General features: G+C 69.1%; 17 protein-coding genes. 14 read left to right on the forward strand and 3 right to left on the reverse strand.

Annotated elements, in window-relative coordinates:
- Positions 1-20 precede the first annotated feature (20 nt).
- The 5 genes from M8R19_RS30775 (at position 21) to M8R19_RS30795 (ending at position 5,268) form a co-directional block, all read left to right on the forward strand.
- Entirely contained in the window at positions 21-2,273 is a 2,253-nt protein-coding gene (locus M8R19_RS30775; RefSeq protein ID WP_116425285.1) for a PAS domain-containing sensor histidine kinase, read from the forward strand.
- A gap of 23 nt (positions 2,274-2,296) precedes the next feature.
- Positions 2,297-2,935, forward strand: coding sequence for a response regulator transcription factor (locus tag M8R19_RS30780; RefSeq protein ID WP_043314570.1), 639 nt, complete (start codon positions 2,297-2,299; stop codon positions 2,933-2,935).
- A 458-nt stretch (positions 2,936-3,393) separates the two neighbouring features.
- Positions 3,394-4,005: an eCIS core domain-containing protein gene (locus tag M8R19_RS30785; RefSeq protein WP_116425284.1), complete on the forward strand. Its 612-nt coding sequence runs from the start codon at positions 3,394-3,396 to the stop codon at positions 4,003-4,005.
- 115 nt (positions 4,006-4,120) lie between these two features.
- Entirely contained in the window at positions 4,121-5,017 is an 897-nt protein-coding gene (locus M8R19_RS30790; protein ID WP_249919858.1) for a universal stress protein, read from the forward strand.
- An 11-nt stretch (positions 5,018-5,028) separates the two neighbouring features.
- Positions 5,029-5,268, forward strand: a complete 240-nt coding sequence (locus M8R19_RS30795) for a hypothetical protein (RefSeq protein WP_009620020.1) — start codon at positions 5,029-5,031, stop codon at positions 5,266-5,268.
- A 10-nt stretch (positions 5,269-5,278) separates the two neighbouring features.
- Here M8R19_RS30795 and M8R19_RS30800 read toward each other — a convergent pair whose 3' ends face one another.
- The gene (locus M8R19_RS30800) at positions 5,279-5,467 is read right to left on the reverse strand and encodes a hypothetical protein (RefSeq protein ID WP_009620021.1); all 189 of its coding nucleotides are present in this window, start codon (positions 5,465-5,467) and stop codon (positions 5,279-5,281) included.
- Between the two features lie 136 nt (positions 5,468-5,603).
- Complete coding sequence (locus M8R19_RS30805; RefSeq protein WP_058072589.1) at positions 5,604-6,809, reverse strand: MFS transporter; 1,206 nt, start codon at positions 6,807-6,809, stop codon at positions 5,604-5,606.
- Between the two features lie 471 nt (positions 6,810-7,280).
- Here M8R19_RS30805 and M8R19_RS30810 point away from each other — a divergent pair, with 471 nt between their 5' ends.
- From M8R19_RS30810 to M8R19_RS30840, 7 genes are all read left to right on the forward strand, one after another.
- Positions 7,281-8,456, forward strand: a complete 1,176-nt coding sequence (locus M8R19_RS30810) for an acyl-CoA dehydrogenase family protein (protein WP_249919859.1) — start codon at positions 7,281-7,283, stop codon at positions 8,454-8,456.
- Positions 8,457-8,459: 3 nt separating this feature from the next.
- Complete coding sequence (locus M8R19_RS30815) at positions 8,460-9,095, forward strand: TetR-type transcription factor C-terminal domain-containing protein (protein WP_249919860.1); 636 nt, start codon at positions 8,460-8,462, stop codon at positions 9,093-9,095.
- Positions 9,096-9,209: 114 nt separating this feature from the next.
- Entirely contained in the window at positions 9,210-10,172 is a 963-nt protein-coding gene (locus M8R19_RS30820; protein WP_245322933.1) for a hypothetical protein, read from the forward strand.
- Positions 10,172-11,362, forward strand: a complete 1,191-nt coding sequence (locus M8R19_RS30825; RefSeq protein WP_249919861.1) for a CaiB/BaiF CoA transferase family protein — start codon at positions 10,172-10,174, stop codon at positions 11,360-11,362. Before M8R19_RS30820 ends, M8R19_RS30825 begins: the two co-directional genes overlap by 1 nt.
- 150 nt (positions 11,363-11,512) lie before the next feature.
- Positions 11,513-12,850, forward strand: a complete 1,338-nt coding sequence (locus tag M8R19_RS30830) for an MFS transporter (RefSeq protein WP_249919862.1) — start codon at positions 11,513-11,515, stop codon at positions 12,848-12,850.
- A gap of 287 nt (positions 12,851-13,137) precedes the next feature.
- Positions 13,138-14,016: an alpha/beta fold hydrolase gene (locus tag M8R19_RS30835; protein ID WP_074985684.1), complete on the forward strand. Its 879-nt coding sequence runs from the start codon at positions 13,138-13,140 to the stop codon at positions 14,014-14,016.
- Between the two features lie 103 nt (positions 14,017-14,119).
- Complete coding sequence (locus tag M8R19_RS30840) at positions 14,120-14,911, forward strand: substrate-binding periplasmic protein (protein WP_249919863.1); 792 nt, start codon at positions 14,120-14,122, stop codon at positions 14,909-14,911.
- 269 nt (positions 14,912-15,180) lie between these two features.
- Here the strand turns inward: M8R19_RS30840 and M8R19_RS30845 are convergent, their stop codons facing one another.
- The gene (locus M8R19_RS30845; protein ID WP_116425276.1) at positions 15,181-16,095 is read right to left on the reverse strand and encodes a LysR family transcriptional regulator; all 915 of its coding nucleotides are present in this window, start codon (positions 16,093-16,095) and stop codon (positions 15,181-15,183) included.
- 104 nt (positions 16,096-16,199) lie between these two features.
- On the opposite strand from M8R19_RS30845, the gene M8R19_RS30850 reads away from it, so the two are divergent.
- Both M8R19_RS30850 and M8R19_RS30855 read left to right on the forward strand, forming a co-directional pair.
- Positions 16,200-17,939 (forward strand): amidohydrolase, encoded by a 1,740-nt coding sequence (locus M8R19_RS30850; protein WP_249919864.1) that lies wholly within the window; start codon positions 16,200-16,202, stop codon positions 17,937-17,939.
- Positions 17,940-17,996: 57 nt separating this feature from the next.
- On the forward strand, positions 17,997-19,076 hold the full coding sequence (locus tag M8R19_RS30855) for a C45 family autoproteolytic acyltransferase/hydrolase (protein ID WP_249919865.1): 1,080 nt from the start codon (positions 17,997-17,999) through the stop codon (positions 19,074-19,076).
- Positions 19,077-19,152 lie beyond the last annotated feature (76 nt).

Here is a 19,152-nt window from a genome sequence, read left to right on the forward strand (position 1 = left end):
AAGCGCCCGGAACTGCCTCCATGCCTGAACTCAACACCCTGGTGCGCCTGCTCCGCGAGCCCGCGCCGGCGGCCGCCCAGGCCGATGCGCTGCTCGCCCTGTGCCGCGCCCGCGCACCCCTGGAACGCGCGCTCTACCTGGCCTGGCGGCCGCGTTCGCGCAGCTACGAGGCGCTTGGCGACGAACGCCTGCCGCCGGGCGCCGGCGACCCGCTGCAGGCCAACGACGAGGCCCTGCATGCCGCCTTCGCCGGCCGCCGCGACATGCCCCTGGACGAACTGCTGGCGCTGCCCGGCTGGCTGGGCGGGCGCCTGCGCCGCGCCGGCTGGAGCCATGGGCTGGCGTTGAACCTGGCCCTGGGCGGCGAACCCGGGCTGTTGCTGCTGGCCGCGCGGGATGCCGCCGCCACGCCCTGGCTGGGCTGGGTCGGCGAGCTGCTGGGTGAAGTAATGGCGCTGGCCGGCGGCGCACGCCGCACCGCGCCGCTGCTGGCCGCCGAGCCGTTGCCGGCGTTGCTGCTGGATGGCGACGGGCAGTTGCTCGACGGCAACCCGGCGCTGCATGGCCTGGCCGCCGAACTGGGCCTGGACGACGTGCGCGAGCTGCTGCCGAGCAACCACCGCGAGCTGCTGCGCAGTTGCCTGGCCCAGGCCCGCGCGGTGCAGGACGCGCCCAGCGAGCAGGGCGGCCGGCACTTCCTCTGGAGCTTCATCCCCGACGCCGGCCAGGCCGAGGTGCTGGTGCGCGGCCGCGAGGCCAGCGCGCAGATCCAGGGCGAGCGCGAGGCGGCCCAGGCGCGGCGGCTGTACCGGCAGATCATCGAGAACACCAGCGACCTGATTTCCCGCCGCACCCTCGACGGCGTCATCCTCGACGCCTCGCCCTCGTCCTGGCCGCTGCTGGGCTACTGGCCGGAGGAGATGCGCGGCCAGTCGGTGCTGCCGCTGCTGCACCCGGGCGACCGCAAGCGCGTGGCCCGCCACACCCGCGACGCCCTGGAGCAGGACGGCTACGCGACCCTGACCTACCGCCTGCGCCACCGCGACGGCCACTACCTGTGGTTCGAGACCGCCAGCCGCGCCATCCGCGAGACCTACACCGGCGCCGTGGTGGAGGTGGTCAGCGTGTCCCGCGACATCACTGCGCGGGTGCGCGCCGAGGAGAACCGCCGGCGCCTGGCCGAGGTGGTGGAGGCCAACGCCGACCTGGTGCTGTTCGTCGATGCCGGCGCCCGCCCCAACTACGCCAACCCGGCGGCGCGCAAGGCGCTGAACCTGGGCGAGGACAGCCTGCCGGAGAGCCTCGCCGGGCTGTTCGACGAAGCCCTGCTGCAACGCCTGGCGGAGGAGGGCTGGAAGGCGGCCGACAGCCAGGGCGTGTGGCGCGCCGAGGGCCAGCTGCGGCCGCTGGGCGATGGCGCGCCGGTGCCGGTGTCGCTGGTGCTGCTGGGCCACCGCGCGGCCGGCGGCGAGCGCTACTACTCGCTGGTGGCCCGCGACATGACCGAGCGCGAACTGCGCGAACACCAGCAGCGCCGCCACCAGGACGAACTGGCCCACAGCGCGCGCCTGGTCACCCTCGGCGAGCTGGCCTCGGGCATCGCCCACGAGATCAACCAGCCGCTGGCCGCGGTGGTCAACTACGCCGGCGCCAGCCAGCGCTACCTGGCGGCCCTGGGCAGCAACCCGGAGGCGGCGCAGCGCGTGGCCCAGGGCCTGGCGCGCATCACCGAGCACGCCAACCATGCCTCGGAAGTCATCCGCCGCCTGCGCGCCTTCCTGCGCAAGGGCCAGCGCCGCCTGCAGGCGCTGGACGTCAACGAACTGGTGCGCGAGTCCCTCGGCCTGTGCGCCTGGGAGGCGGGGCAGGGCGGGGTAGCCATCGGCCAGGCGCTGGCGGAGAATCTGCCGCCGGTCTACGCCGACCGGGTGTTGCTGCAACAGGTGCTGCTGAACCTGCTGCGCAACGCCATCGAGGCCAACCGCGAGCGCCACGCCGGCGCGCCTTCGGCCATCGCCATCGGTTCGGCGCTGGAGGCGGACGGCCGGCTCTGCGTGTGGGTGGAAGACAACGGCCCGGGGGCCGATGAAGAGACGCTGGGGCGCATGTTCACGCCCTTCTACAGCAGCAAGCCGGACGGCCTGGGCTTGGGGCTGTCGATGAGCCGCGGCATGGTCGAAGGCTTCGGCGGCACCCTGGACGCGCGCCCGGCGGCCGACGGCCTGCGCCTGGAGTGCCGGCTGCCGGCGGCCGGCGAAGGGGGCAGGGCATGATGGAAAAAACACGGGAGCAGGGCATGGAAGTACCGCAAGAAGCGGTGGTGTACGTGGTGGATGATGACCCGGGCATGCTCGAGTCCACCGTCTGGCTGTTCGAGTCGGTGGGCCTGAAGGCGCTGCCCTTCACCAGCGGCCGCGACTTCCTCGAAGCCTGCCCGGCCGACGCCCACGGCTGCGTGCTGCTGGACGTGCGCATGCCCGGCCTGGGCGGCCTGAGCGTGCAGGAGGAAATGCGCCGGCGCGGCCTGGAGCTGCCGGTGATCTTCGTCAGCGGCCACGCCGACGTGCCCATCGTCATCCGCGCCTTCAAGGCCGGCGCGCTGGACTTCATCGAGAAGCCCTACAACGAGCAGCTGCTGCTCGACAGCGTGCAGCAGGCCCTGCAATCCCGCGCCCGCCAGCACGCCTCGCAAGCCGGCCTGGGCGAGGTGGACGAACGCCTCGCCGCGCTCACCCCGCGCGAGCGCGACGTGCTGCTGCCGCTGGTGCGCGGCTACACCAACCGCGAGGTGGCGGAGCAGCTGGACATCAGCGTGAAGACCGTGGACCTGTACCGGGCGCGGGTGATGAAGCGCATGCAGGCGCAGACACTGGCCGACCTTGTGGGGATGGCGATCGCCGCGGGGCTGGTGGACCCGCTGCGGTTGCGGCCGTAGAACACCCTCACCCCAGCCCTCTCCCGCAAGCGGGAGAGGGGGCTGTTCGGCGTCAACCTGTAGGAGCGGGCCCTGCCCGCGATTCGCGCGCAGGGCGCGCTCCTACAGGGGAATGGCGCGAGCGGGGCAGCGTAGGAGCGGATCTTATCCGCGATGGTGCTGCCCGGGATCGACATATCGCGGACGGAGTCCGCTCCTACGACCGTGCCTCCCTGGAGCCGTAGGGCGGATAACCGTTCGCGGTTATCCGCCGATACACCGGGGCCATAGCCAGCGCCAAGGTCAACCCTGGCGCCGCCGGAAGCCAGGGCCAAACGGCGGATAACGCCATAGGCGTTATGCGCCCTACGTGAAACGCCGCTGACCACCGAGGCATCCCCGGGGAGCTAACCCCCCACCGCCGTTGTCTGAAACAACACGGGTATACTCGCCCGCCTGCCCGAACCCAGGAGCCCCGCTTGTCGAAGTCCCGTCCGTCGCGTCCGCTGCTTTCACTGCTCCTTGCCGCCGGCCTAAGCGCCAGCGCGGCGCTGTATGCCTGCCCGGCCGGGCAGTCGGAGGTCTGCCTGGGCGGCTGCATCTGCGTTGCCGACCCTGACGGGATATTCGGCGTGCTCCAGGAAGACGCCCGCAACGTCGCCGCACCCGCCCTGGCGCAGTGGCTCAGCCAGTCCCGCGAGCGCATGGTGGCCGCCGGCGTGCAGCCGCTGCCGCTGGACCTGCGCGTGCAACTGCAGGCCTGGTACCCGGACGACCTGCTGCAGGCGGTGCGCTACCGCGTCGGCCAGGGCCAGGACGTCGACGCCGCCAGCGCCATGCTGCAGAACCAGGACGTGGTCGCCGTGACGCTGATCGACGTGGTGGTGTTCCGCAACGAGGACGACGCGCTGCACAACCTGGCCCTCTGGGCCCACGAGCTCAAGCACGTGCAGCAGTACCGCGAACTGGGCGTGGACGGCTTCGCCCGCCAGTACGTGCGCAACTTCAGCGCCCTGGAAGACCCGGCCTACGCCATCCAGAACCAAGTCTCCCGGGAAGTGCGCAGCGCCCGGGCGCCGGCCGGCGACTAGCCGGGTTCGCTGCCGGTTGGCAGGCGCTGCGGCGCGTTTGATGCACATCAAGGGGCCGGCAACGGCGAAGGCGCAGGCTTAGGGCACAACCCCTGTCCCCCTCCGGAGGTCCCCCATGAACGCCTACACGCGCCTGCTGCTGATCTGCGATCCCCTGCTCCGTGACTCCGCCGCCATGGCGCGGGCCAAGGCCCTGGCGCTGGCCGGTGGCGGCCACCTGCACATGGTTACCCTGGATGCCCTGCCGGTGGGCCTGGGCGTGCTCGACAGCGTGCTGCAGACCCGCGCCCGCGAAGAAACCCGGCTGCGCCAGGAGCGTTGGCTGGAGGAGCGCGCCGTGGAACTGCGCGCCCAGGGCGTCGAGGTCGGCGTCGAGGCGATCTGGACCGAGAACCCGCTGGAGGAGGCGCTGCGCCTGGTGGAGCAGCACGGCATCGACCTGGTGGTGAAGGACAGCCAGTACGAGCCGGCGCTGAGCCGGGCGATCATGACGCCGCTGGACTGGCAGTTGCTGCGCCGTTGCCCGGTGCCGCTGCACCTGGTCAGCACCGCCGACAACCCGCGCCCGCAGCGGGTGCTGGCCGCGCTGGACCTGTCCCAGGACGACGTGCTCGTCGACCAGCTCAACGACCATATCGTCGAGTCGGCGCAGGCCCTGGCCCGGCAGTGCGGCGCCGAGCTGCACCTGCTGCAGGCCTATGACCTGGCCAGCGGCTACCTGGCCTATGCCGCCGGCCCGGTGGCCTGGTCGCCGGAGGTTGCCGAGCAGATGAGCGGCCGCTCGCGCCAGCGCATGGACCGCATCGGCGAGCGCTTTGGCGTCGGCCGGCCCTACCAGCACCTGGTCAAGGGCGCGGCCACCCAGGTCATCAGCGAATTCGCCAACGAGAAGCGCTTCGACGTGGTGGTCATGGGCACCCTCTACCGCCCGGGCCTGGCGAAGATCATCGGCAGCACCACCGAACAGGCGCTGTACCGGGTGCACTCGGGCATTCTCGCGGTCCGGCCCTGAGGCGCGCGGCCATGAAGATGGTCGCGTTCCTCGCCCTGCTGCTGTCGCTCTGGGCCATCGCCGTGGTGGCCTGGATGATGCTGCGCTATACCCCCGCCGGCGGCGACGCCCAGTACGTGTTCCTCTGGGACCGCTGGGAGAACCGCGTGTGCCTGGTGTCCATCGGCAACCCGTCGCGGATCATCTGCGACCCGCGCTCGCTCTGGGTGGAACAGCAGAAGGACGACGGGCCCACGGCGCGTCGTCCTTGATAGCAGGCGCTCAGCTGCCGTGGCGCCGTTGCTCGGCGTCGCGGCGGCGGGCCTCGGCCAGCGCGTGGGGCGCGGCCAGGCGTTGCTGCAGGCGCTCCAGGTAGTCGCGGGCCTGGGTTTCGTCGTGGAAGGGCACCCGGAACTGGTCGAGCTGGACGTAGCAGTGGCCATCGCGGGTGTGCAGCAGTTGCGTGCGCATGGAAGCCTCCTGGCGGAGCCGGCGGGGAAGTGGACTGCAACCACTTGTACGCCGCGCAGGGGGCGACGGCTTGATCCGCATCAACCCCGCGCAGCGGACGCTGCCGGCCACAGCCGGACGGCAGCGCGGTGCTTTCTCAGCAGTCGCCCTGCAGGGCGGCCCTTTCCTGGCGGCGGCTGGCGGCCAGGGAGATCGACCAGAGCACGAAACCGCCGATGGCCAGCAGGCTGCCCACCCAGCCCGGCGAGGTCCAGCCGTAGCCGGCGGCCAGGGCCAGGCCGCCGAGGAACGGGCCCAGGGCGTTGGCGAAGTTGAAGGCCGAGTGGTTCAGCGCCGCGGCCAGGCCCTGGGCGTCCTCGGCCACGTCCATCAGGCGCGTCTGCAGCACCGTGCCCAGGGCGCCGCCGAAGCCGACGAAGAACACGCAGACCGCGATGCTCCAGATGTTGCCGGCGGTGAACGGGAAGATCGCCAGCACCACCGCGCTCCACACCAGCAGGCCGCCGGCGGTGGGCATCAGCGCGCGGTCGGCGAGCACCGGGATGAACATGTTGCCGAGGGTCATGCCGACGCCGAACACCGCCAGCACCAGCGGCACCACGGCGGGGGAGACGTGGGTGACCGCGCCGAGGATGTCGGCCAGGTAGGTGTACACCGCGAACAGGCCGCCGAAGCCGATGGCGCCGATGCCCAGGGTCAGCCACACCTGGCCGCGCTTCAGCGCGCCCAGCTCGCGCAGCGGGCTGGCGCCGGCCTCGGGCGGCGAGTACGGCGCCAGCAGGCGCACGCAGAGCATGGTGGTCACGCCCAGGGCGGCGACCAGCGCGAAGCTCCAGCGCCAGCCCAGGGCCTGGCCCAGCCAGTTGGCCAGGGGCACGCCGACGATGGTGGCCACGGTCAGCCCGAGGAACATCCGCCCGACCGCCACTGTGCGCCGGTGCGGCGGCACCAGCGAGGCGGCCACCAGCGCGGCGATGCCGAAATAGGCGCCGTGGGGCAGGCCGCTGATGAAGCGGAACAGCAGCATCCAGTGGTAGGTCGGCGCCAGCGCGCTGAGGCCGTTGCCGATGGCGAACAGCCCCATCAGCAGCACCAGCAGGGTGCGCCGCGGCAGGCGCGCGCCGAGCACCGCCAGCAGCGGCGCGCCCACCACCACGCCCAGGGCGTAGGCGCTGATCACATGGCCGGCGGTGGGCGCATCGATGCCCAGCGCCGGGGCGAAGAGCGGCAGCAGGCTCATGGTGGCGAACTCGGTGGTGCCGATGGCGAAGCCGCCCACGGCGAGGGCGAATAGCACCAGGGCCGCACCGCGGCTGCGCGGTTCGGTTGTGGAGGTAGTCATCAGGGGTCCTTTGGTCTTATGCGGTGCGCCGGGGCGCGGCTGTCACGGGGAGCACGGTCAAGGCAGTGACCGACAGCGAAAGGACGCACAGGATAGCAGAAGGTTCCGCCGGGGTGGACGGAAGGATCGGAATAGACGGGTAGGGAGTTGGTCGTTTGGACTGGGTAAAGCGGCATCCATGTCTGTAGGAGTGTTCCTGGTAGGTGTGGCTATCAGGGTGATGGGTATCGCTTCGCTCTACCCATCCTACGTCAGGGTTTGTGCTGCTTTGCGGGATGGAGGCTTGGTCGGGAAGCGTCGGCGGAAGGGGGCTGGAGAGGGGCGGCATCTTGCCTGGCGGGCAGCGGGGGCGGGCTGCCGGTGGGGCGATGACGGTTTTAGATACTGAGTAGTATGTTGATTGTAAGACGGGATTCCGGCCAGCCCGGGATGCGTCATCACTTTCTAAAAACCTACTTGGTAGTATTTCACATGAGCATCATCTGGAGCCCACCGCTGACCGCTGACGAGCGCCGCTGGCAGGAGATCGCCCGGCTGCTCGGCGAGCGCCATTTCCGCCCGCTGGCCGCCGAGATCGACCGCGACCAGCGCTACCCGCTGGAACACCTGCCCGTGCTGCTGGAAAACCGCCTGAGCGGCATGTTCGTGCCCCGCGAACATGGCGGCGAAGGGGCGTCGCTGTGCGCGCTGGTGGCCGTAGTCGAGGAGCTGGCGCGCGGCTGCGCTTCCACCGCCGCGATCATGGCGGCCTTGTCCCTCGGCGCGTTCCCCGTGCTGCTCGGCGGCAGCGACGCGCAGAAGCGCCGGCTGCTGGGCGGGCTCGCCGAAACCGGGGCCGCGGTGAACTTCGCGCTCAGCGAGCGTGGCGCGGGTTCCGACCCCGCCGCCCTGCAGACCACCGCCACCCGCACGGGCAAGGGCTGGCGGATACGCGGCGAGAAATGCTGGCTGGGCAACGGCGGCCACTCCCGGCACTTCATCGTCTTCGCCGCCACCGGCGAGAACGCCGGGAGGAAGGCTATCAGCGCCTTCGTCGTGGCCCGCGACGCCGCGGGCGTGGTGATCGACCACTACGAAGACAAGCTGGGCATCCGCGGCACCACCACCACCAACCTGAAGCTGGACACCTACGTCGAGGACGACGCCATCGTTGGCGAAGCCGGCAAGGGCCTGGGCCTGGCGCTGGCCACCCTCGGCGTGGGGCGCGTGGTCATCGCCGCCCAGGCCAACGGCATCGCCCTGGCGGCATTCGAGGAGGCCGCGGCCCATGCGGTGGAACGCAGCACCTTCGGGCGCCCGATCATCGACCACCAGGGCGTCGGCTTCAAACTGGCCGACGCCGTCACCTCGCTGTCCGCGGCCCGCATGCTGACCTACGAAGCCGCCCGCGCATACGACCGCGGCGACGACATAACCGGGCTGGGGGCGATGGCCAAGCTGTTCTCCAGCGAATCTTCCCACCGCATTGTGGACGATGCCCTACAGATTCTTGGTGGCCGGGGCTACGTAAAGCCCAGCGCGATGGAACGTTATTATCGCGACCAGCGGATCACCGAAATCTACGAAGGCACTTCGGAGATCCAGCGGGTGGTCCTGGCGCGCCAGGTAAAACATTCGTTGTGTGCAAACCCGAACAAGAAGGAATGAAGTGTGGCTAATAAATCCGTCCGTTACGAAAACATGCCGCTGCGTCAGTCGGCGATATTGGATGCCGCGGCAGAGGCGTTTTCCAGAGTTGGTTATGAAGCAACTTCGATCGATTACGTGGCGGATCAGATACAGGCTACCAAGGGCAGTGTCTATTACTACTACCGGAGCAAGGGGGACCTGTTCGCCGCCGTGCACCGGCGGGCCATGGAAATGAACCTGGAAAGCGTTGCGCCCATCGCCGCGGACGCAGCCCTGGGCGCGGACCAGCGGCTGCGGCGGATGGCGATCGAACATACCCGGCTGATGATGGAATACACGTCCTACCAGCGGGTGACCGTGCAGGGCGTCGAGATGCACCTCACCGGCAGCCTGACCGATGCCCAGCGCGCCGAGATGCAGCGGCTCATCGTCATGCGCGACGAATACGAAGCGCTGTTTCGCGAAGTGATAGAGGAGGGAATCGTCGCCGGCATATTCAAGTCCGTCGATTCGCACCTGTTGGTCAAGCCGCTGTTGGGGGCATTGAACTGGACGACCATGTGGTATCGCCGGCAACCGGGCGAAACGGATATGCAGCGGCTGAAAGTTGCAGAAGATATTGCGGATTACGTCGTAGATGGTCTCAGGCAAACCTAAAACAACTAGAAGGTAGTAGAGATGAATACGGTAGTCGATAAAGAAACCAGCGAGGCATGGCATGCGGTAGCGCACTGGTACCACTCGTTTTTCACTGGGATGGTACTTTCCTCGGTGACCCGGCAAGGCACATCCCGCGCGGCGGAACTGGTCTACCAGGTGTTCTGCCGCCAACGCTCGGAACGGTTCCTCCAGGGCCTGGCGAAACTGGGCATCGACAAGCTCCCGCCGGCGGTGGCCGCCGCGCAATATCACTACCTGTCGAACAACATCGGCGGCGTCTGCGTCGAGTACATGTACGAGAGCGACCGCAAGGCCTGGGTGCGCTACACGCCGCCGCGCTGGATCTGGTCGGGCACCGCGCTGTGCGGCATCCCCTCGGAGGTTTCCGCGGCCATGCTGCGTGGCTGGCATGCGCAGAACGGCGTCACCCTGGGCAACCCGCGCCTGGGCTTCGTCTGCACCAAGCAGACCGCCGACGGCCAGTCCGGCCTCGAAGGCTACTACTACGAATACGACGCGCCCCTGGCGCCCCACGAGCGGCTGCGCTTCGCCCGCCACGAAGACGCCCCGGACTTCGACCCGGCCGCCGCGCCCACGCTGCCCTCCAGTGATTGGCCGCAGGCGCGCATCGAGAAGGCCAGCCGCAACTATGCGATGGAATACGTCCGCTCGACCCTGCCCACCGCCGTCGACCTCTTTGGCCCCAGCGAGGCGGTGAACGTGCTGCGCCTGTCGGCGCGCCAGGTCGCCATGCAGTGTTATCACGAGACGGCGGCGCGTCTGGGCGTGGCGCAGGACAAGTCGCTGCACGCCTTCGTCGACTTCCTGGCCAGGCTGGCCCGGGCCCAGGGCGACGAGGTCACGGTGCAGGAAAGCGCCGACGGCTACGCCATCACCCAGCATGGCTGGACGCTGTTCGGCCAGGCCCGGGCCCTGCACCCCGCGGTCTTCGACATCTGGAACGGCCTGCTGGAAGGCGCCGCCGATGCGCACAACCACCGGCTGGCGCTGAGCGTCACCCACAAGGACCTGGCCAACGGCCGCTTCACCTGGCACGTCGGGGGAGGTGTGTGATGGCCGGCGCACTGGAAGGACTGCGCGTCATCGACGCCTCGCGGGTTCTCGCCGGGCCCTTCGCCGCGCAGATACTGGCGGACCACGGCGCCGATGTGGTCAAGGTGGAAGGCCCCGAGGGCGACGAGTGCCGGGGCTTCGGCCCGCCGTTCGTGGAGGGCAGCGCGGCCTACTTCAACGCGGTGAACCGCAACAAGCGGGCGATCACCCTGGACATGGGCTCCGAGGCCGGCCGCGAAGTGTTCTGGACGCTGCTGGAAAGCGCCGACGTGCTCATCGAGAACTTCAAGGCGAGCACCTTGCGCGCCTGGGGCATCGAGTCGCCGCTGGAGATCACCCGGCGCCTGCCCAGGCTCGTGCATTGCCGCATCACCGGCTTCGGCGACGACGGCCCGCTCGGCGAACTGCCCGGCTACGACGCCGTGGTCCAGGCGCTGTCCGGCCTGATGAGCATCAATGGCGAACCCGGGCGGCTGCCGGTCAGGCTGGGCTCGCCCATCGTCGACATGTGCACCGGCATGAACGCGGCGCTCGCGGCCCTGCTGGCGCTGCACGAGCGCAACGGCAGCGGCCGCGGGCAGATGGCCGACGTCGCCCTGTACGACAGCGGGGTGAGCATGGCGCACCCGTACCTGGCGAACTTCCTGGCCTCGAAGGTGCCGCCCAAGCCGGTCGGCAATGGCCATCCGAACATCGTGCCCTACGACCTGTTCGAGACGGCGGGCGCGCCGATATTCGTCGCCGTGGCGAACAACCGGCAGTTCCGCCTGCTCGCCCAGCTGCTGGGGGCGCCCGGCCTGGCGGACGATGCGCGGTACGCCAGCAACGGGCTGCGCGTCGAGAACCGCGCCGCGCTCGAAGTCGAACTGAAAAGGCTGTTCAGGCAAGTCCGCGGCGAGGCGTTCGGCGAGGAGCTGCTGCGCAAGGGCGTGCCGGCCGCGGCCATCCTCGACGTCGGGACGGTGGCGCAGGCGCCGCATACGCTGCATCGCCAGATGGTCATGGACGAGGAGGGCTACAGCGGCCCGGGCATCCCGGTGAAGCTGGCGCGCACGCCGGGCGCCTTGCGCAGGCGGCCGCCCCGGCTCGACGAGCACCGCGACGAAGTGCTCATGGCGTATGGCCTTTCCAGTGCGCAGATAAAGGCGCTCGCCGAGCGCGGCGTATTCGGCGCCGAACGGGAGCCTTGAGGCTGCCCGCGCGCCTTTCGCGCCTGGGCCGGCCGCAAGGCTGACCCGCACTCACCAGCACGATCAATCGAATAGCGGCTGTCCCTCTGCGAAGAGCGGGCAAGGGCCTTTGCATGCTTTTCGCAGGCAGCCAACGGGTGGAGAACAACGATGCAATCAGCAACCCCCGCAATAACGCTGGCCGATCTGAACCCGTCGGACGTCGACGCGACCTATCGGAAACTCAGCCTGAGAATCCTGCCTTTCCTGTTCATCTGCTACGTGCTCGGCTTCATCGACCGGGTGAACATCAGCTTCGCCCACCTGGAGTTCAGCGCCGACATCGGCCTCAGCGAAGCCGCCTACGGCTTCGGCGTGGGCCTGTTCTTCGTCGGCTACATCCTCTTCGAAGTGCCGAGCAACCTGTGCCTGCAGCGATTCGGCGCGCGGGTCACCATCTCCCGGATCATGATCCTCTGGGGGCTGATCTCCACCTGCATGATGTTCGTGCAGACCCCCATGCAGTTCTACGTCGCGCGCATAGCGCTGGGCTGCGCCGAGGCGGGCTTCCTGCCCGGGGTGATTCTCTACCTGACCTACTGGTACCCGTCCGGGCGCCGCGCCCGCGTCACCTCCAGGTTCATCCTAGGCATCGCCGCGGCCGGCACCATCGGCGGCATCGTCTCCGGCTGGATCATGCACAACATGGGCGGCGTGTACGGGCTGAAGGCCTGGCAGTGGCTGTTCCTGCTCGAAGGCTCGCCGTCCATCGTCGCCGGCGTGATCGCCTACTTCTACCTGGCCGATAAGCCGGAGCAGGCGAAGTGGCTCAGCCCGGCGGAAAAGGCCATCGTCCAGGCGCACCTGGCCGAGGACGCCAGCGCCAAGGCCGCCGTCGAGAAGGGCCACGACTTCTCCGCGGCGCTGCGGAACCCCTGGGTCTACATCGCCGCCTTCGGCTACTTCGTCATTCCCTGGGCCGGCTCGGTGCTGAACTTCTGGGCCCCCACGCTGATCAAGCAGTCGGGCGTGACCAACGTCTGGTACATCGGCCTGTTGTCCGCGCTGCCCTGGATGGTCGGCGCGGTCGGCATGCTCATCGTCTGCTGGAACTCCGACCGGGTGGTGGAGCGCCGCTGGCACTTCATGGCCTGCATCCTGGTGGTGGCCGGGGCCGTCGCCGCCATCGGCTACCTGCCGTCGAACTGGACGCTGTCGATCGTCCTGCTGTCGATCATGTGCGTCGGCTATCTCTCGGTGACGGCGCTGTTCTGGACCATTCCCACCGCGTTCCTGTCCGGCACGGCGGCGGCCGGGGGCATCGCGCTGATCAGCAGCCTGGGGCAGGTGGGTGGGTTGACCGCGCCCATCGTCATTGGCTGGGTGCGTGGGGCGACGGGGAGCTTGTCGTGGGGGATGTATACGGTTGCGCTGGTGTTGATCGCGGGGGGCCTGACCATTCTGCTGGGGATTCCCAGGCGTATGTTGCGGGAGAACAAGGCGAAGTAGGGGGCTTTTCACCGATGGGGCCGAGGTGCTTTTCGTAGGATGGGTTGAGCTTGCGAAACCCATGCGGTTGCGTTGATGGGTATCGCTTCGCTCAACGCCATCCTACGGGGCGTTGTGTTCACCGGTGGCTTCGGTGTTTCGGTTTGGCGCCTTTCCCTCTCCCTGAAGGGAGAGGGCTGGGGAGAGGGCGCGGAGTCGACCAGACACACCAAGACAACAACATATCGCTGATCTGAAAATAATGATTATCATTCGCCACCTACCGCCACACCCCACCAGGACACCCCATGCCCCCAGCCCCCGCCCCAACCCAGGGCACCCCCGGCCTGGCACTCACCCGCGACGGCCGCGAGCTGTTCTACCAGACCCTCCCAGGCCCGACAGAAGGGCAGGCCCCCACCGTGGTATTCGAAAGCGGCCTGGCCGCCAGCCGTTCCTTCTGGGGACTGGTCCAGCCTTTGGTGGCGCAGTGGACCCGCGCCGTGGTCTACGACCGCAGTGGCCTCGGTCGCAGCCCGGCGGACGCCCAGCCGCGCAGCATGCAGCGGATGGCCGACGACCTCAACGACCTGCTCGACCACCTCGGCCCCGGCCCCTTCGTGCTGGTGGCGCACAGCGGCGGCGGTCCCCTGGTGCGTGCCGCCACTGCCGCGCGGCCGGAGCGCATCGCCGGCCTGGTGCTGGCGGACGTCTCCGACGAAGCCTGCGAGCTGATCTTCACCCCGGCCTTCCGCCGCCTGGAGAAGTTCGCCCACGCGGCCAGCTGGCTGCTGGCCCGCTGCGGCTTGCTGGAGCGCTGCTACCGCAAGGCCATCGCCGTACTGCCCGAGGACGTACTCGCCGACCTGCGTCGGGAAGGCTTCAGCATGCCGGTGATGCACACCCGCGGCGCCGAGCTGGCCGGCCTGGTGGCGGCGCTGGAAACCTATCGCAACCAACCGCCGGTGCTGCCGGACATCCCGCTGACGGTCATCTCCGGCGCCCTGGCGGACTTCGGCATGAGCGAGCGCATCCGCGCGGCGGCCAACGCTGCCCATGCCTACCGCGCCCGGCAGTCGCCCCAGGGCCGCCATGTGCTGGCCGAGCGCTCGGGCCACGGGCTGATCCTCAGCGAGCCGGCGCTGGTGGCCGAGGAGATCGCGCGGCTGCTCGGCGTGGCGGTCTAGCCCGGCGGTTGCTTTTGCCTGACGGAATGGTCTTACGGCTCTGGCTGACAGAGGCTGCGAACCACTAGACTCGCCGGACACAAGAATGCCGAGAGCCGTGACCTTGTCCCGAGCCGTAACGAGATTCGCGTCCCTGCTGCCCCGCCTGTGCCTGGCGTTGCTGGCGCTGCTGCCGGCCCTGGCGCCGGCCTGCGACAAGACCCTGCGCTGGGACGACGACCCGCCCTTCAGCATGCTCCTGCCCAATGGCGAGATCGGCGGCATCAACGTCGACATCAACCGGCTCACCCTGGAGCGCCTGGGCTGCCAGGTGACGCTGGTCAAGCTGCCCTGGGCGCGGGCGCTGAAGGAGCTGGAGCAGGGCCGCCTAGACGTGTTGCCGGGCGCCTTCCGCCGGCCGGAGCGCGAGGTCTACGCCTACTTCTCCGGGGTCATCCTGCAGCCCTCGCGGAACATCCTGTTCATGCGCAAGGGCGACCCCGCCCGGGACGGCCTGCATGGCCTGCTCGACCTGCTGGGCACCTCGTTCCGCCTGGGCGCGCAGGTCGGCGTGAGCTACGGCGAGTCCTACCAGCAACTGCTCGCCAACCATGACTTCGCCAGCCGGGTGTTCTTCAATCCCAGCCGCGGCAACCTCTGGCACATGATCGACAAGGGCCGCCTCGACGGCATCATCGCCGACGAGAACAGCGGCCTCTACGAGCTGGAGCAACTGGGCCTGAACGAACGCATCGGCCCCACCGCCGTGGTGGTTTCCAGCGACGCCGCGGAAGTCGCCTTCAGCAAACGCACCACCACGCCGGCGTTCGTCGAGCTCTATGCCCGGGCGATGCGCGAGCTGGTCGAGGGCGGGGAGTACCAGGCGATCCTGCAGCGCTATCTTAGCCCCCTGTAGGAGCGCGCCCTGCGCGCGAATCGCGGGCAGGGTCCGCTACGTTTTCTGGGTTCCCGCGTTCGCGGGAATGACGGGGTGAGAGTCGTGTTTTCCGACGTCATTCCCGCGAACGCGGGAACCCAATAGACGGTTGCTCCTACCGCACCGGCAGACCCGGCTTCTCGTAGGAGCGAGCTTGCTCGCGAACCGCATGGCACCGGCTTTGTTCGCGAGCAAGCTCGCTCCTACGAAGAGCACGGCCGCGGGGATTCTGGAGAATGCGCCGGGCCTCAGCCCAACCCCTGCGCCCGCAGGTGCGCCTTCAGGGCCTCGATGAACACCCGCACCTTGCGCGTGTTGCGCCGGTGCGGCAGGAACAGCACATGGATGGTGGCGCCGAAGGCGCTCTGGTCGCGCCAGCAGTCCGGCAGCTGCTCCACCAACTCGCCGCGGGCCAGGTACGGCAGGGCGCTCCATTGCGGCAGGAACTGCACGCCGTGGCCAGCCAGCAGGCAGGCGAGCAGGAAGTCGTAGTTGTCGCTGGCCAGGCGCGGCACCGGCTGCTTCAGGCGGATGCGCTCGCCGTCGCGGTTCACCCACCAGAAGTTCCGGTTGAGCATGGGGTGGCGGAAGATCAGCCAGTCGTGCTCGGTGTAGTTCTCCAGGGTCACGTCCATGCCCTTGCGCGCCAGGTATGCGGGGCTGGCGCACAGCAGCAGGTGGTTCTCCAGCAGCGGCTGGGCGATCACCCCCGGCAGGTCGACGGGGCCGTCGCGCAGGGCCAGGTCGTAGCCGCCTTCCACCAGGTCGGCGAACTCGTCCTGCAGGTCCACCTCCAGGCGCACCTGCGGGTATTCCTCGAGGAAGGCGCCGCACACCTGGTTGAGGAAGGCCGGGGCGAAGGAGGGCGGGGCGGCGATGCGCAGGGTGCCGCGCAGGTCCTTCTGCAACTGCTCCACTTCCGCGCCGGCCGCCTGCAGGTGCAGCAGCGCCTGGCGCGCGCCCTCCAGGTAGATCTGCCCGGCCTCGGTCAGCGCCATGCGCCGGGTGGTGCGCTCGAACAACCGCGCACCGAGTTCCGCCTCCAGTTGCGCCACGCCCTTGGTCACCGCCGAGGGCGTCTTGCCCAGGTGTTCGGCGGCGCGGCTGAAGCCACCGTGGTCGGCGGTGGCGACGAACATGGTCAGGGCGGTCATCTTGTCCATTTATCTATTCCTGTCAGGCACAGAAGTTGTGCAAAAAATCGGCATTAAAGCCGTGCCGGGCTTTGGTTAACCTGCGTTCACACAACAAGAACCTGGGCGAACCCATGAAAATACTGATTCCGGCGCTGGTGTCCATGGCCTGTGTTTTTTCCTCAGCGGAAAGTATGGCCGCCGCTGACCTCATCCTCCACGGCGGCAAGGTCTACACCGCCGAGCCCGGCCAGGGCCTGCAACAGGCTGTGGCCATCGAGAACGGCAAGGTCCTGGCGGTGGGCAGCGACGAGCAGGTGCTGCGCCTGAAGGCCGCCGGCACCCGCGTCGTCGACCTGCAGGGCAAGGTGCTGATGCCCGGCTTCATCGACTCCCACAGCCACACCGTGAAGGGCGGCCTGCAGATGCTCCAGGCCAACCTCGACGGCGAGCTGCTGCCGGTGCCCGAGCTTGAGAAAAAGCTGCGCGAATGGCGCGACAACGGCAAGGCGAAGCGCGGCGAGCTCCTCAGCGTTGGCGGCCTGCCGTCCACCTACTGGGGCGACATCCCGGCGCTGGAAAAGACCTTCAACCAGGGCGAATGGACCCAGGTGCCGATCCTCTTCGTCGGCTGGGACCTGCACACCGGCTGGGCCAACCAGGCCATGCTGAAACTCGCCAAGGTGGACGCAGCGAAAGTCGCCACCCTCAAGGGCGAGGAGAAAGCCACCCTCGGCGTCCATGCCGACGGCACCCCCAACGGCTTCCTGGTGGACGCCGGGCTCTACCCGCTGCAGGCGCTGCTGCCGCTACCCAGCACCGAGGAACTGACCCGCGGCGCCTACGCCGCGCTGCGCTACTACAACAGCCTGGGCATCACCGCCTGGATGGACCCGCTGGCCAACGAAATCCCCGGCGCCGACATCACCAACGCCTCCACCGGTGTGCTGCCGATCTACAAGGCGCTGGCCGAGAAGGGCGACCTGTCCGCCCACGTCGCCGCGCTGCTGATGGCCGACTCCAAGGCCACCCCGAAGGACCTCGACGAGCTGGACAAGGTGCGCCAGCAGTTCCTCGGCGTGCCCAACCTGACGCTGCCGGGCATCAAGATTTTCGCCGACGGCGTGGCCGAAGTGCCGGCGCAGAGCGCGGCCATGCTCGAGCCCTACAAGAACTCGCACAAGTTCGGCGAACTGCTGATCGACCCCAAGCACTTCGGCGAGCTGGTAAGCGCCGCCGACGCCCGCGGCTGGCTGGTGCACGTGCACGCCATCGGCGACCGCGCCATCCACGAGTCGCTCAACGGCATGGCCCAGGCGCGCCGCGACCGCCACAGCGGCATCCCGCACTCCATCACCCACCTGCAGATGGTCAACCCCAAGGACTTCGACCGCTTCAGGCAGTTGGACGTGATCGCCTCCATGCAGCTTTACTGGGCCAGTGCGGATGAATCGAGCATCGACCTCGTCAAACCCTACGTGGACGCCATGGTCTTCATGTACACCTACCCGGCCCACTCCCTGCTCAAGCACGGCGCGACCCTCGCCGGGGCCAGCGACTGGCCGATCACCACGCCCGACCCGTGGAAGGCCATCTACCAGGCGGTGACGCGCAAGGGCCCCAAGGGCGTGCTCAACGCCGACGAAGCCATCGACCGCCAGGTGATGTTCCAGGCCTACACCCTCAACGCCGCGCGGATGATCCGCCTGGAAGACAGCATCGGCTCGCTCAAGCCCGGCAAGCAGGCCGACATGGTGGTGCTGGACCGCGACGTCTTCACCGTGAAACCCGAAGCCCTGCGTGACACCCAGGTGCTGACCACCTGGTTCGCCGGCCGCGAAGTCTACAGCCGGCCGCTGACAGCCCAGCGCTGATCAGCCGGGCGGGGAAACCCGCCCAGCGTTTTTCCAAATCGACAAAGGAGCCTTGCAGTGATCATCCATTCCTTCGTGAGCGAAACCCGCGAGCCGTTCGAGCGCGGGCGGCAGATTGGAGAGCGGTGGGCGGAACAGATTCGGCGCACCGTGGCGCTGTACCTCGACTTCTTCCCCCGCGTGGGCGTGCCCGCCGAGCAGGTGCGCGGCATCGGCGAGGCCAGCCTGGCCGCGCTGGACGCCTGGTGCCCGACCCTGGCCCGTGAGATCGAGGGCCTGGCCGCCGGCGTGCAGCTGCCGCTGTGGCAACTGGCGGCGCTGAACGCGCGCACCGAAATCCTCGCGGTGATGCCGGCGCAACCGCTGGAAGGCGAGTGCTCCACCGCGGTCTACGCGCCCCATGGCGCCGCCGCGCCGCTGAGCATCCAGACCTGGGACTGGCACGACAGCCTGGTGCCCCACGGCCTGCTGCTGCAGCTGGCCGCCGGCAGCGGCCTGACGGTCAAGCTGTTCACCGAGTTCGGCATGCTCGGCAAGATCGGCGTCAACAGCGCCGGCCTGGGTATGCACTTCAACATCCTCCACCACGCCGGCGACAACGCCGAGGCCGGGGTGCCGGTGCACGCCATCGCCCGCCGCGTGCTGGAAGAGGCCACAAGCGTGGCCGAGGCCATCGAACTGGTGGGCTCGGCCCGCGTCAGCGCCTCCACCGTGCTGACCTGCTTCAGCCGCGACGACGCCGAACTGCGCGCCGCCAGCATCGAGATGAGCCCGGCGGCCACCGCCGTGGTGCCGCCGCACGCCGACGGCTGGGTGCTGCACACCAACCACTTCGTCGATCCGCAGCAGGCCCGCGGCGAGCGCACCGCCGACGTCTCCACCACCTACGCTCGCTTCGACCACCTGGCGGCCATGGCCCCGGGCATGGCCCGCGAGGGCCTGGCGCAGCGCGCCGAAGCCTTCTGCGGCGAGGCCGGCGAGCAGGCGGTGGTGTGCTTCCACCCGGACCTGTCGCAGCCGGACACCGAGCGCTGGGAAACCCTGCTGACCATCGGCCTGGACAGCGTCGGCTGCAACCTGGAGTACCACGCCGGCAACCCGAAGGCCCTGGCCCGCGACGGCTTCCTGCGCTTCTGAGCTGAACGACCCACCCCCGCGGCGGCCACCCGGCCGCCGCGCGGAACACTGCTGCCACAAGAACAAGAGCAGACCA

Origin of the sequence: Pseudomonas sp. R3.Fl, from assembly GCF_023516765.1 — a bacterium.
GTDB lineage: Bacteria > Pseudomonadota > Gammaproteobacteria > Pseudomonadales > Pseudomonadaceae > Pseudomonas > Pseudomonas citronellolis.

Coding starts and splice junctions, on each gene's coding strand:
- M8R19_RS30850 (WP_249919864.1), top strand. CDS start 16,200: ATGAAAATACTGATTCCGGCGCTGGTGTCCATGGCCTGTGTTTTTTCC.
- M8R19_RS30835 (WP_074985684.1), top strand. CDS start 13,138: ATGCCCCCAGCCCCCGCCCCAACCCAGGGCACCCCCGGCCTGGCACTC.
- M8R19_RS30775 (WP_116425285.1), top strand. CDS start 21: ATGCCTGAACTCAACACCCTGGTGCGCCTGCTCCGCGAGCCCGCGCCG.
- M8R19_RS30805 (WP_058072589.1), bottom strand. CDS start 6,809: ATGACTACCTCCACAACCGAACCGCGCAGCCGCGGTGCGGCCCTGGTG.
- M8R19_RS30800 (WP_009620021.1), bottom strand. CDS start 5,467: ATGCGCACGCAACTGCTGCACACCCGCGATGGCCACTGCTACGTCCAG.
- M8R19_RS30845 (WP_116425276.1), bottom strand. CDS start 16,095: ATGGACAAGATGACCGCCCTGACCATGTTCGTCGCCACCGCCGACCAC.
- M8R19_RS30790 (WP_249919858.1), top strand. CDS start 4,121: ATGAACGCCTACACGCGCCTGCTGCTGATCTGCGATCCCCTGCTCCGT.
- M8R19_RS30830 (WP_249919862.1), top strand. CDS start 11,513: ATGCAATCAGCAACCCCCGCAATAACGCTGGCCGATCTGAACCCGTCG.
- M8R19_RS30780 (WP_043314570.1), top strand. CDS start 2,297: ATGGAAGTACCGCAAGAAGCGGTGGTGTACGTGGTGGATGATGACCCG.
- M8R19_RS30825 (WP_249919861.1), top strand. CDS start 10,172: ATGGCCGGCGCACTGGAAGGACTGCGCGTCATCGACGCCTCGCGGGTT.
- M8R19_RS30795 (WP_009620020.1), top strand. CDS start 5,029: ATGAAGATGGTCGCGTTCCTCGCCCTGCTGCTGTCGCTCTGGGCCATC.
- M8R19_RS30810 (WP_249919859.1), top strand. CDS start 7,281: ATGAGCATCATCTGGAGCCCACCGCTGACCGCTGACGAGCGCCGCTGG.